The sequence below is a fragment of the Cyanobacterium sp. IPPAS B-1200 genome, assembly GCF_001747005.2.
Classification (GTDB): domain Bacteria; phylum Cyanobacteriota; class Cyanobacteriia; order Cyanobacteriales; family Cyanobacteriaceae; genus Cyanobacterium.
The window spans coordinates 2,307,262-2,320,698 of the sequence record NZ_CP182899.1 but is presented as its reverse complement, the minus strand read 5'-3'; the positions used below and the strand labels follow the sequence as shown (position 1 = coordinate 2,320,698).

Sequence of the window (13,437 nt, the reverse complement as noted above, 5' to 3'; positions counted from 1 at the left end):
CAAAAAACTATTTTATGAATACCATTGACTATCTGAGAATTAGTTTAATTGATAAGTGTAATTTTCGCTGTCAATATTGTATGCCAGAAGAACAAGAATTAAACTATCTTTTGTCGGAGGATATTCTTACAAAACAAGAGTTATTAACCTTAGTAAAACAGGTATTTATTCCCTTGGGATTTACTAAATTTAGACTTACGGGGGGAGAGCCTTTATTGCGTCCTGATTTAGTAGATATTATTGCCGAAATCAATAATTTGTCTGCTACTCGGGATATATCTTTGACTACCAATGGATATTTATTAGCTAATCAAGCCCAATCTTTATATGATGCTGGTTTAAAGAGAATAAATATTAGTTTAGATTCTCTTAATCAAGATACATTTGATGAAATTATTGGTAATCATGGCAAAAGTAGATGGCATCAAACATGGTTAGGAATACAAAGGGCTTATGACGTGGGTTTTAATCCTCTTAAGTTAAATGTGGTAGTAATTCCGGGGGTAAATGATAGCGAAGTTTTGGATTTAGCCCAGTTGACTATTAATAAAAATTGGCACATTAGATTTATTGAATTTATGCCCATTGGAAATAGTCAATTATTTACTAAAAAAGCATGGATTCCCTCGGAGGAAATTAGACAACAAATTAGGGCAAAATGGGGTTTGGAGGAAAGTAATATCAGGGGAAATGGGCCTGCGGATGTGTTCAAAATACCCAATGCAAAGGGAACTTTAGGCTTTATTTCGCAGATGTCAGAGTGTTTTTGCGATCGCTGTAATCGGGTAAGATTATCCGCTGATGGTTGGCTACGTCCTTGTTTATTGAATGAGACTGGACAGGTAAACTTAAAAAAGGCTTTAAGAACGGGAAAAAATATTAATTTTATTCAAAAAAAAGTACAGGATTTATTATTATTAAAACCTGAGATTAATTTTAAGGAAAGAGAATCTGGGACTAATAATATTTATAGTCGTACTATGTCTCAAATAGGGGGTTAATACCAAATCCTATTTAGATAGTATATGTATTTACTTGAAATCATTGAGGTTGATGATAGTTATTAGTCTACTCTTAGTTTAGGATTTGGTATAAGTAAGTAGGCATAATTAAATCGATTTAGGCAAGGGGTTTAAACCCCTTGTTCATAAGAGTCTTAATAAAATAAGAGCTATAATTAATTTCGCCAACCTACTTAGTTATTTTTTATCAATGTTTTTTAGGTTGACGTTATTTAAGGATTCGTTGGTATTAGAAGACATTATTTTAGGTAATTGACCATTGGTAACATTAAAAGTTCTTGTAGGAGAATTTTGAGACTGATTTTGATTTAATTCTTCTATTTGATTAAGCAGCTGTGCGAGTTCGATTTGTTTTTCTAACACATCGGTATAGGATACAAGATTACTCAAACCATCGATAAGGAGACGCATATTAAGCCTAAATTGGGGATCTCCTGTTAATTCGTCAATATCTGAGGTAATTTTGGCAGTATTGGCAAAGGTAACTCTGGCAGAGTCGAGGGTTTGTTGGAGGGCTACAAGGTTTGTGGGGTTATTTAATTCTTGAGAAAGGGCGGTTAAATTGGTGGTAACTTGTTCGAGGTTGGCGATAGTTGTTTCTATATCTTGTCCAAATTTAACAACGTCAATACTATCAACGGTTTGATCTACTTTGGTGACTACGGCATTGGCGTTTCTGACGAGGGTAGCAACTTCTTGGGTTGTGTCGGTGAGGGTAGCAATGGTGCTATTGAGATTTGATTCGTTACTTTCGATAAGTTGGTTTGTGTTGCGGACGAGTTGGTTTATTTCTCTGTTGGTTTGACTAAAATCGTTGGCTAGTCTATTGATTTGAGAGGTGGCACTGTTGGCGGCGGTGTTAAAAGATTCTGAGGTAGTCATGATGCTATCAGCAACGGAGGAGAGTTTGTTGATGTCATCCCCTGCATTTCTGGTAAATTCTGACAACTCACTACTTAATTCGGCTACGTTTTCAGAGGCGATCGCAATGTTAACTATAGCATCATTAAGTTGATTAATAAAAACAGGTTCGGCAAACACGGTACTAAGCCTTGTCATATTAGCAATCAAATCACCGCTATACTCTCCCGGAATAGAATCACCACTGCATAAAAGTTCTTGCTGTTGTTGGCATTCAGGGCTGGTGGGATCAATTTCTAAAGCCGTGGCGCTCAATTGCTCTTCGGGTACGATGGTGACAATAACTTCCCCTAACAAACCAGATTGGGTAGTTTGAGCCACAACATTTTTCGGTATTCTTAAATCCTGATCCACTTGAGTAATAACTTCTACCCCTTGGGTACTGGGGGTGATAGACTCAATGGTACCTACTTCTACCCCTCTATATAAAACTCTACCGCCCTCCCTTAAGCCACCCGCATTGTCAAACTGTAGTTTAACCTCATATTTCTGTTGACGAAACTGGGTTCCCCTCAAGAAAAAAATAGCACCACCAAATACCACAAATCCTAAAATTATAAATAAACCTAGAGAACCTTCCCTTACTAACCTTGAACTTGCCATTTTAATCTAACCTCATTAAACTACTTGAATTGGACCTTCTCTTTTTGCACTAAAAAATTGTCTGACTAATTCATTCTCAGTAGTATCAATTTCCCCAACTTTACCTTGCCATTGAACTTTACCATTATATAAGAATACGAGGCGATCGCCCGTTCTCCGAATTGTACTCTCCTGATGACTTACCATAACATAGGTTTTACAAGCCTCACTAGATACTCTTAAATCTGTCACCAAATCTTCAATTACCGTGGAAGCGATGGGATCTAGCCCCGCTGTAGGTTCATCATATAAAATAACCTCGGGACATTGCAACGGATTATCTGGGTTAAAAGTAACCGCCCGAGCAAAACTGACCCTTTTTCGCATTCCCCCCGAAAGTTCCGCCGGATATAAATCTCCCCTACCCGGTAAACCCACCATGTCCAGACTTTGATCCACAATACTGCTAATTTTATCCTCTGATAAATGAGAATGTTGATAAAGGAAAAAACCGACATTCTCCCTCACCGTCAAAGAGTCGAACAACGCCGCCTGTTGAAACACCATACTAATGGCCATAGAATCATCATGATCATCAATTAACCCCTCTCGCTTTTCCCCATGGATATATATCTCTCCCTCATCAGGAAGCATTAACCCGGCAATTATTCGTAAAACCGTTGATTTTCCCGTACCACTAGGTCCTATAATCACCAGAGCATCTCCCTGATAAATATCTAGATCGATTCCATCTAAAATTGTATTTTTACCAAAGGATTTTTTGATTCCTCGCAGTTTAATAATAGGTTCTTTTTCTGTCATAAGGGGTAAAAAATGAGGAGAAATTATGAATTATAAAAGGTGGTTTTGTTTCGTGGACAAGAAAATATTGATTGATCCTAATTGTCCATGGTTAATTCTTGATTGTCAATTGCTCTGGCATTCTGCTTCAATATTGGCACGAATTTCCTTCCATGCTTTCATTTCCTCCTCATTTTTAGAGTCAATGGATTTAACTTGTCCTCTACTACTATAAAACTCTTGGTTCGCTCTCATGGTAATATCTGAGTTACTACACTGGGCGATGGGAGATAAACTTCTAGGACTATCGGAATCATCCACCGCATTAGTATTATTAGAAGAAGTAGGAGGATTGGAATTGGTGCTAGTGTTGGTATTGGATGGGGAGTTGGCAGAATTATTGTTGTCAGAAGAGTTTTCTATGGTTTGGGTTTGTTCATCATAATCTGACCTAATATCCGCATTGATTTTTAAGTTTAAACCATCGAGGGCAGCGCGATCGCACCCTATAAGGAAAAAGCTAAGGGTAGACAAGATTAAAATAGTTTTTTTCATACATTTACAGATTGATTAAGTTTTGGTTTAAAATTGAGCCAAATTAATTAACAATCTTAAAGCATCATTTAACAATTTGGGGTTAGAAAATGCAGGGATAACATTTGGTTAAAACAGAAAAATATTATTAGGTTCTTGATAGGCTTGAAAGTATCTTCCCTTAGTTTTATCGTGCAATAAGCTAAAGAAAAATAATTTCCTCTCTAATAATTCTATTCTATTAATATGTTTTTAGAAAAGAAGAGAATGGTTCCCCCTAACTTATTACAGCGCTTCCCGTACCCTGAAACATAAGCCAAGAGAGAATAAAATTTAACATAAAAATGGTAATCAAAGAAATAACCACGGCGGCGGTGGTAGATTGCCCCACTCCTTTGGCACCTCCACTGGTGGTTAAACCCCAGTTACAGCCGATAATGGCTACGGAAGCCCCAAAAATAGCGGACTTTATCATACAAGCAATTACATCCCAAGTACCTAAAAAGTTGCGAATGGAATCAAGAAAAACCCTACTAGGAATATCGTACAAAGACTCCGCAATAATCAATCCTCCCGTAATACCCACCACCAAAGAACACATCGTTAATATAGGGAGCATAAAAAAGCAGGATAAAACTCTGGGAGTCACTAAATAGTCAACGGGATCTGTTTTTAAGATCTGGAGCGCGTCAATTTGTTCAGAAACTTTCATCGTGCCAATTTCGGCAGCGAAGGCACTGCCAACCCTTCCCGCTAAGACTACAGCGGTTAGTACAGGGGCTAGTTCACGGGTAAGGGCGATCGCCAATACTCCCCCCACGGCGCTAGTGGCTCCAAAATAAATAAACTCCCGTGCCACTTGAATAGTAAATACCATCCCCACAAAGGCCGCCGTTATCAGGGCAATGGGTAAAGAAGCAGGCCCGACGAAGGACATTTGCTCGATGGTATTGAGACGATATACTTTCAATTGGATAAGATGAATTACAATCTGTCCCGTTAAAAAAATTGCAGAGGAAATACGCTGAAAAAGTTTATTCATTATGGAGATGCAATGGGGGTAGTTGTTGATTATAAGACGAATGACCCCTTGTATTCTACAAAATTGTCTTTAGTTAGAAACTGATGTTACGCAAAAATATAATTAGTTTAAGATGGTAAAAACGTTGGATGTTCATATTGTGTTTGTACACGTGCTGGTTAGGGGGCTAGGAGTTGGGCAAGGGGCTAGGAGTTAGGCAAGGGGCTTAAGCCCCTTGTTAAAACTTAACTTATAAATGAGTGCGTAACGTCAGTTAAAACCTAAAAGAAACATTTACATAGGGCCCATTTTGGTTAACATTCACATCAAAATCCGTTGATCTAGTTAAATTAGAAGTATAACTGGTATAGCCAAAGCGATAACCCAAACCTAAAGAAGTCTTGCCTTCAGAAAATTTCCAATCAACCCCCGTACCAAGATTCCATTGGGTTAAGCCACTAATGCCAAAACCAGATACAGAGCCTCCCGTAACCCATGCCCACTGAGGAGAAAGATTAACCCTTGCCCGTCCGCCGATAATAGGCGATACCACCGTTGTATCACCATTAAAACTGGCCCTACCCAAACCAGGGCTACTAAAGTTTAATCCTAGGTCAACCCCAGTGATATTCAGTCCCCCAAATACATCAAAAACCGATCGCCCCAGGTCAAATTCCGTTTCTACCCCTTCTGGATTAACCTTCGATGGATCATAAAAACGGTAAGCCCCCCCCAAAGATAAAGACCATAATGTGCTGTCAACCTCACCATTTAAGGTGATGGGAATACCGCCAAAGGAAGGGGGCAAAGTACGAGTTACCGAAGCACTGTTATCGGAAGACAAGTAATCAAAATCGGCAAAAAATCCCAAGCGATAATCAGGATTCCAAGCCTTTACTCTGCCAAAAAAGGCAAAATTGAGGTCATCTTTGATGCTTTTTCTGATCTGACTAGCATCTAGGGAAAAATCACCATTCACACTACCGGCGGCGGCATCACCGTAAATGGTAAAAGGAACATAAATAGAAGGTTGCACGAGAAAATGCCAAGAATTTGCAGAGCTAGTTTCTTCGGTTTCCAAATCCGATGCACTCTGACTAACGAGTCCATTTTCTTTCATGGTTGCATCCCAAAAAAAGTTTATGTCTGCATTGATTTGTGTAAATTCAAATCCAGCGTCAATTCCTTTTTGAGTCACTGTAATGTCTTCCATTTCCCTCTCAGAATCAGTGATGATTTCCTCATTACCGTCAACTATGATGGGATTTATCGGTACTTCAGAGGCTTGGGCATAAGGGGCGATCGCCATTAACCCACCAACCATAACCCAAGGACATAGCAACAAACTTTTTTTGCACATTGAAACTGACCTCAACACCAAATTTTAAATAGATAATCGTAAGTGTAAAAGACAAAAAAGAAAAAAGTCAAAGTTTATTACAAAAATGAGAACAATTGTTTCTCAAGTATAAAATTCATGTAACAAAATTCATACTCATAGTCAAAAAAAATGTAGGCTTAAAATGTAACCAAAAAAGGAGAACCAGATCCCATGCGATCGCCTTATAAAATAATCATAGGATTATTGTTAACCGTTGTATTAGCATTTACAGCCCAACAAACCCTAGCCCAGAGCCAATCAACTATCATGGCTCAAAATTCAGGGCAAAACAGTAGCATTCTCTTTGAAAATGTACGTATTTTTAACGGTCAATCAGAACAACTTTCTGCCCCCTCCAATGTTTTAGTGATTGACAACAAAATTCAAGAAATTAACACCAACCGAATCAACCCACCATCAGGGGCAAACCTCACCAGAATTAATGGTAACGGTCGGATTTTGATGCCAGGATTGATTGACAACCACGTTCACCTAATCTTTACATCTAGCACCCTCCCCGAACTTTTATCCCCCAACGTCACCGAAGAAACCATTTTCGCGAGAGCAGAAGTACAAGCCGAGGAGATGTTATTAAGAGGTTTTACCACCATCCGAGACTTAGGTGGCCCGGTTTTTCCATTGAAAAGAAAGATTGACCAAGGACAAGTCCCAGGCCCTCGCATTTATCCCAGTGGTGCCATGATTTCCCAGACATCAGGCCATGGTGATTTTCGTACCCTCAACGAACGCTCTCGCCGCTTTGGAGGCACCATATCCCGTGGAGAAGAGATGGGAGCCACCTTTATTGCTGATGGACGAGATGACGTACTGACCGCCACCAGAGAAAACCTACGCCAAGGAGCATCCCAAATCAAAGTGATGGCAGGGGGGGGAGTTTCTTCCATTTATGATCCCATTGACGTAACCCAATATACCCTCGATGAGATGAAAGCCGCCGTTGAGGCCGCCGCTGATTGGGGAACATACGTAACTGTCCATGCCTACACCCCCAGAGCCGTCCGACGAGCCATTGAGGCGGGAGTAAAATGTATCGAACATGGTCAACTGTTGGACGAAGACACCATGAAAATTTTAGCCGAAAAAGATATTTGGCTCAGCGCTCAGGTATTTGAGGAAAGAGAAACCCCCGGTTTTACCGAAGAACAAAAAGCTAAAAGGACTTTGGTGGTACAAGGGGTAACCAATGCTTTTAATTGGGCAAAAAAATATAATATCAAGTTGGCGTGGGGTACGGATTATTTATTTGTACCAGAACGTAATCAAAGACAAAATCAAGATATTGTCAACCTAACAGAGTGGTTTACTCCTTTTGAAGCCCTAAAACTTATTACCCATGATAATGCTCAACTATTGAAACTATCAGGGGAGCGTAATCCTTATAAGGGAGGTGCTTTAGGGGTAATCGAAAAAGATGCCTATGCTGACCTAATTTTAGTAGATGGTAATCCCTTAGAAGATCTTTCTATTATGGGAGACTATGCCAACAAATTTAAGGTTATCGTTAAAGATGGCAAAATTTATAAAAATACTCTCAGTTAGTTAGGTATTTGGGTGGTAGCTTTTAAAGCCTGTTCCACCCTACTTAAAAATTCCTTGGGGACGAAATAATAACACCACAATCATCACCACCAAAGCAACCCCTAACTTATACTCTGAGCCCACTAGAGGAACACTCATTTCCTGAGCGACACCAATAATTAAACCCCCGGCGATCGCACCATAAGGATTACCAATCCCCCCCAAAATTACCGCCGCAAACATGGGCAAAATCAAAAACCACCCCATCATCGGACGTACCACCGTCACCAAGCCATATAAACCGCCCCCAAAAGCCGTTAATACCGCCGTTAACACCCACGTAAATAAAATTACCTGCTCCACATTAATTCCTGAAACCCTCGCTAAATCAATGTTATCTGCCACCGCTCTCATGCCCTTACCAATTTTGGTATTTTGTAAAATAAAATGTAACGCCACAATGGCTAGTACCGTTAAAATAATCACAATGACACGATAATAAGCAACCCTTACTCCCCCCACATTAAGAGCCTCCACCAACGGCAAAGCATAGTTTTGGTTACTACCACCCCAAATAAACAAAATGCCATTACGCAAAAATAATGCTAAACCAATGGATATGATAATCAAACTGGTACTACTCGCCCGTTGATGGCGCATCGGTTTCCACAACAGTTGTTCACTGAGTAACATTAACCCCGTGATTACTACCACCGCCACCCCCATAGACAGCCAAACATTTACCCCATTAGTATTAACTAGCCAAGTAACGTAAGCCCCCGCCGTTAAAAAATCTCCATGGGCAAAATTAGATAACTTTAAAATTCCCATGGTTAGGGTTAAACCCACCGCCGCCAATGCGATGATGCTTCCCACCGTCAAGCCGTTAAAAAGATTTTGAATTGTATCCATTTGTTAATTAAATCTTAAATCTTTATTAAAAAAATATTGCATTTTGTATCAGGTTTAAATCTTAGCAGTAGAATAGACAAAAAATGACCTACTTTGACAAGGACACATTATAATGATCAATATGTCCGCTAAAATGTAATCATTCACAAGTAAACCCTTAGTAAGTATAAAAGTTGTATTCGCATATTGGAGAAATTAATCAAAGCCTGTGACCTATAGCAACAATAAAAGAAATCAAAGAGATTTACCAAAAATTAACGATAATATTCGCTTTCCTCAAGTTCGTGTCATCGATACCGATGGAGAACAATTGGGCATCCTCGACACTAGAGATGCCAATCGGATTGCGGATGAGAAAGAGTTGGATTTAGTATTGGTTAGTGAAACCTCTGATCCCCCTGTCTGCCGAATTATGGATTATGGTAAATACAAGTTTGAGCAAGAGAAAAAGGCAAGGGCAATCAAGAAAAAGCAACATACTGCCGATGTGAAGGAAGTAAAAATGCGCTACAAAATTGATGAGCATGATTATCAGGTGCGAGTCAGTCAGGCGAAACGCTTTCTTAATTCGGGAGATAAGGTTAAGGCCACCATCAACTTTAGAGGTAGGGAAGCTCAACACGTTCATCTTGGACAGGAATTGTTAGAGCGCATGGCCCTAGATTTAGGGGAAATGGCTGAAATTCAGCAAAGACCAAAAAAAGAAGGACGTAATATGATTATGCTTCTTTCTCCTAAGAAATAACGTTTAAATAATATCAACACAGGACGGATTGACAAATTAATATAAAGTCAACTGTCCATTTTTTTTAATTATCCATCATCTATCATCAATTACCTATGACTGATTGGCAAGAAATAGAGGGGGGCATCACCGCTCCCAAAGGCTTTAAAGCGTCAGGGATTACCGCAGGTCTAAAACCTTCTAAAGCCCCTGATTTAGCCCTTATATGGTCGGAAACCGATGCGATCGCATCAGGGGTGTTTACCACTTCTCAGGTAAGGGCTGCCTGTGTGGATTATTGTCGTCAAAACTTGCAAAAAAAAGCCAGTGCGAGGGCAATTTTATGTAACGCAGGACAGGCAAACGCCGCCACAGGAGAACAAGGGTGGCAAGATGCTGTCACCTCCGCCCAAGTCCTTGGGGAAAAATTGAATATTTCTCCTGACTCTATTCTTCTCGCCTCTACGGGGGTAATCGGACAAAGAATTAAAATGGATGTGATGATGGGGGCAATCCCTCAATTAGTAGATCAACTCTCCGAAGATGGGGGTGCATCAGCCGCCCAAGCCATTATCACCACCGATTTAGTGACCAAGTCCATCGCCCTCGAAACCACCATCGATGGTCGTCCTGTGCGCATCGGGGGCATTGCCAAGGGTTCGGGAATGATTCACCCTAACATGGCAACCATGCTCAGTTTTGTTACCTGTGATGCTGCGGTATCCACTCAGTTATGGCAACAAATGCTCAAAAGAGCCGCTGATAAAAGTTTTAATCAAATTACTGTGGATGGTGATACCAGCACCAATGACAGTTTAATCGCCCTTGCCAATGGGCAGTCTCGCACCCCTGCCATTACCACCATGGACAAAAATGGGCAGAAACTCGAGGCCATGTTAACCGCTGTTTGTCAGCACCTCGCCAAAGCCATCGCCCGTGACGGGGAAGGGGCTACCTGTTTGATCGAAGTCCAGGTACAAGGGGCGATCGATGATTCCTCCGCCAATAAAATTGCTAAAACCATTGTGGGCTCATCCCTCGTCAAGTCCGCCATTTTCGGCCGAGATCCCAACTGGGGCAGAATTGCCGCAGCAGCAGGTAGGGCAGGGGTACAGTTTAACCAAGAAGATTTGATCATTAAATTGGGAGATTTCCTACTCATGGAAGGAGGGCAACCCCAAACTTTTGAGCGTCAGGCAGCCAGTAACTACCTCAAACAAGCCTCCCAAGGGGAATATTTAAAAGGAGATACGGTTTTAATCTCTGTATCCGTGGGCGGTGGCTCAGGCAGTGGCATCGCTTGGGGATGTGATCTCAGTTATGACTATGTCAAAATTAATGCTGAATATACTACTTAATGGTTTTGGTTTGATTAGACGAAAATTAATACATAAAAGGGGTTCCAAGCCCCTTTCTTAATGACAGCAATAATAAATGAGTCGTAATGTCCTAAGATTAATCATTAGTAGTGGTATTAAAATAGATTTTTCAATGGATAGTTCAATGGTGACTCAAATAGAGGAGATTAAGAAAACAATACCTTCAGATATTCGTCTCATTGCGGTGAGTAAAACTATGCCAGTGGAGAGTATTCGCACAGCTTATAGTGTGGGAATTCGTGACTTTGCAGAGAATCGGTTACAGGAGGCTTTGGACAAAAAAGAGCAGTTGCAAGATTTATCAGATATTTGTTGGCATTTTATCGGGCATTTACAGAGTAATAAAGCAAAAAGGGCGGTAGAAAATTTTCCTTGGATTCATTCCATTGATAGCTTAAAAATTGCCAAAAGAGTCAATCGTTTAGCCGAAGAGGCACTATCGGCAGGGGTGATTACACAGTTACCGCAGGTATGTTTACAAGTAAAAATATTACCAGATGAATCGAAGTATGGTTGGGATATCGATGCTTTGTGGCAAGATGTGCCGGAGATTAAAGAGCTTAATTCATTAAACTTACGGGGTTTAATGGCTATTTTACCCTTGGGCTTATCGAAACATGAAACTCTGGGGGCTTTTAAGAATGTTAAGGTTTTGGGTGATAAATTGAGGACTAATTTTGGTTCTGATTTTAATCAATTGTCCATGGGAATGTCAGGGGATTATCCTTTAGCTATTGAGGCGGGGGCTACAATGATTCGTTTGGGTACGATTATTTTTGGAAGAAGGAGAAATAATTAGTAATTGGCTATGAATCTTTGATATTTAGGTTCATCATAGAAACATCTTTTCCACATATTAAATAAAAAAGTCTCTTATGTATAAATGGAAAGTAAGTAGGCATAATTAAATCGATTTAGGCAAGGGGTTTAAACCCCTTGTTCATAAGAGTCTTAATAACTTGAGTTTAGACTAAATCTAATTTTAAACGCTGAAACCCTTATATGACGTATGTTTTATATTTTTTACATTAAACGGATAAGAATAGTCAAAATTCTTGCTGTATAAGGATCATAGCTTCTTACAGTTCAAATTAGTCTAAAGTACAGTTAATAAAATAAGAGCTATAATTAACTTCGCCCAACCTACTCATAGCGTTTTTTATAAGTATGAGCTACATTTATTATTCTCAAGTCCCCCTTATTAAGGGGGATTTAGGGGGATCGTTTTGTACCCCGTAATCATGATAATTGCTATATATCAAAACTTGTTTAATATTATTTTTTTTTATTTTTTAAGAAGACTTTATATGACAATCTTTTATTTTTATTAAAGTGAGTAATTATATTTTTTATAATGAGTATTAATTACTACTATTAAATCAAATCAGCCTGATGACAAATAACCGCACATACAGCTGAAAATATGGTAATGGCGGTGGCTATCAATGGATTTTGACCATGACTTACAGCATAAGAGGTAATGATTCCTGCACCCACGGCAGCGGTTAGTCCAGCACTTAATAGATCTTTTTCTTGAGGTCTTTGCATAGCTTTTAAAAAAAGTTTTTAATCATTAAGTATCTAAGATAACATTGTCTCTTAATTAATACTTTTTTTTGTCAAGAAGGTTTATATTTTGCTATATTTCTTTACAATTGACAATTACTCTATTAATTGTTGACAATTATTAATTATTTTGTTTTTATTTTTGTCAATATGTTGTTGCCTCCTCCTTTGAAAGTAAATGATCGATTAATGGCGATCGCCCCTTGTGGTACATTAAGAAAAAGAGAAAAAGAAAAGTTTTTGGCAGGGCTAAAAATCTGGGAAGATAGAGGCTACCATATCGACTTAGAAGACAATTATCAAGCCCAGGATGGTTACCTAGCAGGGAGTGATGAAATACGCAGACAAGCCCTTTACAAAGCATGGACAAATCCAGAATATAAAGCCATAATTTGCGTCAGAGGAGGTTACGGAGGGGCAAGACTGTTGGAAAATTGGCAATGGATGCCCATAGATACCCCCAAATGGTTAATCGGTTTTTCCGATGTCACCACCCTATTATGGAGTCTTTACCAAGAAAATATTACCGCCCTTCACGGCCCAGTTATAACTACCATTAGCCAAGAATCTCCATCATCATTAAAAAGATTATTTGACTATTTAGAAGGGAAAAAAATAGCACCTTTGAAGGGTAATGGATGGGGTGGAGGAAAACAAAAAGGAAAATTGTTAGTGGGTAATTTAACCGTTGCCACTAATATTTTGGGTACTTCTTTATGCCCAGATTTTGACGGGGTGATTCTTGCCTTGGAGGATGTGGGGGAAGCACCCTACCGCCTTGACAGAATGTTAACCCAGTGGCGTTTGATGGGAGTTTTGGAAAAAGTAAAAGGTATTGCCCTAGGGCGTTTTAGTGGTTGTGATGTATCTGATAACATTCCTAGTTGGACAGCACCAGAAGTTTTAAAAGAGAGGTTAGGTGGGTTAAATATTCCCATTGTCAGTGATTTACCTTTTGGCCATGATGGTGATAATGCTTGTTTACCCCTTGGGCAAATAGCACACATTGATGGGGATGAGGGAATTTTGGCGGTGGGTGATGACGAATAGGAGTG

Annotated in this window: 13 protein-coding genes; 6 read left to right on the top strand and 7 right to left on the bottom strand. The window is 39.6% G+C overall.

Annotation, left to right across the window (positions count from 1 at the left end; all coding sequences use genetic code 11):
- Window positions 1–14: 14 nt before the first annotated feature.
- Window positions 15–1,001 (top strand): GTP 3',8-cyclase MoaA, encoded by a 987-nt coding sequence (gene moaA, locus A5482_RS10735; protein ID WP_069789670.1) that lies wholly within the window; start codon window positions 15–17, stop codon window positions 999–1,001.
- Between the two features lie 198 nt (window positions 1,002–1,199).
- On the opposite strand, the gene A5482_RS10730 is transcribed toward moaA, so the two are convergent.
- From A5482_RS10730 to A5482_RS10710, 5 genes are all read right to left on the bottom strand, one after another.
- Window positions 1,200–2,546, bottom strand: a complete 1,347-nt coding sequence (locus A5482_RS10730; RefSeq protein ID WP_069789671.1) for an MlaD family protein — start codon at window positions 2,544–2,546, stop codon at window positions 1,200–1,202.
- 15 nt (window positions 2,547–2,561) lie between these two features.
- Window positions 2,562–3,347, bottom strand: a complete 786-nt coding sequence (locus A5482_RS10725; protein WP_069789672.1) for an ABC transporter ATP-binding protein — start codon at window positions 3,345–3,347, stop codon at window positions 2,562–2,564.
- Window positions 3,348–3,452: 105 nt separating this feature from the next.
- A complete protein-coding gene (locus tag A5482_RS10720; RefSeq protein WP_069789673.1) occupies window positions 3,453–3,881 on the bottom strand; it encodes a hypothetical protein in 429 nt (142 codons plus the stop codon).
- A gap of 256 nt (window positions 3,882–4,137) precedes the next feature.
- Window positions 4,138–4,902, bottom strand: a complete 765-nt coding sequence (locus A5482_RS10715; RefSeq protein WP_069789674.1) for an MlaE family lipid ABC transporter permease subunit — start codon at window positions 4,900–4,902, stop codon at window positions 4,138–4,140.
- 253 nt (window positions 4,903–5,155) lie between these two features.
- Window positions 5,156–6,241, bottom strand: a complete 1,086-nt coding sequence (locus A5482_RS10710; protein ID WP_069789675.1) for a hypothetical protein — start codon at window positions 6,239–6,241, stop codon at window positions 5,156–5,158.
- Window positions 6,242–6,433: 192 nt separating this feature from the next.
- Here A5482_RS10710 and A5482_RS10705 point away from each other — a divergent pair, with 192 nt between their 5' ends.
- Window positions 6,434–7,822 (top strand): amidohydrolase family protein, encoded by a 1,389-nt coding sequence (locus tag A5482_RS10705; RefSeq protein WP_446684762.1) that lies wholly within the window; start codon window positions 6,434–6,436, stop codon window positions 7,820–7,822.
- A gap of 39 nt (window positions 7,823–7,861) precedes the next feature.
- On the opposite strand, the gene A5482_RS10700 is transcribed toward A5482_RS10705, so the two are convergent.
- The gene (locus A5482_RS10700; protein ID WP_069789676.1) at window positions 7,862–8,713 is read right to left on the bottom strand and encodes a branched-chain amino acid ABC transporter permease; all 852 of its coding nucleotides are present in this window, start codon (window positions 8,711–8,713) and stop codon (window positions 7,862–7,864) included.
- A gap of 208 nt (window positions 8,714–8,921) precedes the next feature.
- On the opposite strand from A5482_RS10700, the gene infC reads away from it, so the two are divergent.
- From infC to A5482_RS10685, 3 genes are all read left to right on the top strand, one after another.
- Entirely contained in the window at window positions 8,922–9,458 is a 537-nt protein-coding gene (gene infC, locus A5482_RS10695) for a translation initiation factor IF-3 (protein WP_069789677.1), read from the top strand.
- 95 nt (window positions 9,459–9,553) lie between these two features.
- Window positions 9,554–10,795: a bifunctional ornithine acetyltransferase/N-acetylglutamate synthase gene (gene argJ, locus A5482_RS10690; RefSeq protein ID WP_446684761.1), complete on the top strand. Its 1,242-nt coding sequence runs from the start codon at window positions 9,554–9,556 to the stop codon at window positions 10,793–10,795.
- 133 nt (window positions 10,796–10,928) lie between these two features.
- Window positions 10,929–11,615 (top strand): YggS family pyridoxal phosphate-dependent enzyme, encoded by a 687-nt coding sequence (locus A5482_RS10685; protein ID WP_069789701.1) that lies wholly within the window; start codon window positions 10,929–10,931, stop codon window positions 11,613–11,615.
- Between the two features lie 575 nt (window positions 11,616–12,190).
- Here the strand turns inward: A5482_RS10685 and A5482_RS10680 are convergent.
- Window positions 12,191–12,364: a hypothetical protein gene (locus tag A5482_RS10680; protein WP_201150030.1), complete on the bottom strand. Its 174-nt coding sequence runs from the start codon at window positions 12,362–12,364 to the stop codon at window positions 12,191–12,193.
- A 168-nt stretch (window positions 12,365–12,532) separates the two neighbouring features.
- On the opposite strand from A5482_RS10680, the gene A5482_RS10675 reads away from it, so the two are divergent.
- Complete coding sequence (locus A5482_RS10675) at window positions 12,533–13,432, top strand: S66 peptidase family protein (protein WP_069789678.1); 900 nt, start codon at window positions 12,533–12,535, stop codon at window positions 13,430–13,432.
- The last annotated feature ends 5 nt before the right edge of the window (window positions 13,433–13,437 follow it).